The organism is Oleiphilus sp. HI0079, assembly GCF_001635105.1.
The window spans coordinates 1-528 of the sequence record NZ_LWFT01000229.1 but is presented as its reverse complement, the minus strand read 5'-3'; the positions used below and the strand labels follow the sequence as shown (position 1 = coordinate 528).

At 48.1% G+C, this 528-nt stretch carries 1 protein-coding gene; it reads right to left on the bottom strand.

Annotated elements, in window-relative coordinates:
• Positions 1 to 100 precede the first annotated feature (100 nt).
• Positions 101 to 528, bottom strand: a 428-nt coding sequence (locus A3750_RS03425) for a cbb3-type cytochrome c oxidase subunit I (RefSeq protein WP_197474854.1), incomplete at its 5' end; no start/stop codon positions are given.

Genomic DNA, 528 nt, shown 5'->3' with positions numbered 1-528 from the left:
CTTCTACTAAGAAGCCGAAACTGATAGCCACGATGATCAAAGGGATCATCAGGCCAAGGTTCTTTTCAATTAACTCATGTTGCTTCATCGTTTATCTCCCTTAAGCAGTCGCAGGCATTGAATCGAGCGCTTTGGCGTCTTTCTGTTTGATTGTTAACCAAACATTCAGTGCCATGATAAGCATGCCGACTAGGAAAATAACGCCACCGATCAAGCGCACAAGGTAACCATTGTGGCTCGCCTCAAGTGACTCTACGAAGCTGTAAGTTAGGGTGCCATCGGTGTTGACCGCGCGCCACATCAAGCCTTGCATAATACCGTTTACCCACATTGCTGCGATGTACAGAACGGTGCCAGCCGTTGCTAACCAGAAGTGGATGTTTATGAGCGATGTGCTGAACATCGCCTTTACGCCAAACAGCTTGGGAATTAGGTGGTAGATTGCACCGATAGAAATCATCGCAACCCAGCCTAAAGCGCCTGAGTGCACGTGGCCGATAGTCCAGTCAGTATTGTGTGAAAGTGCAT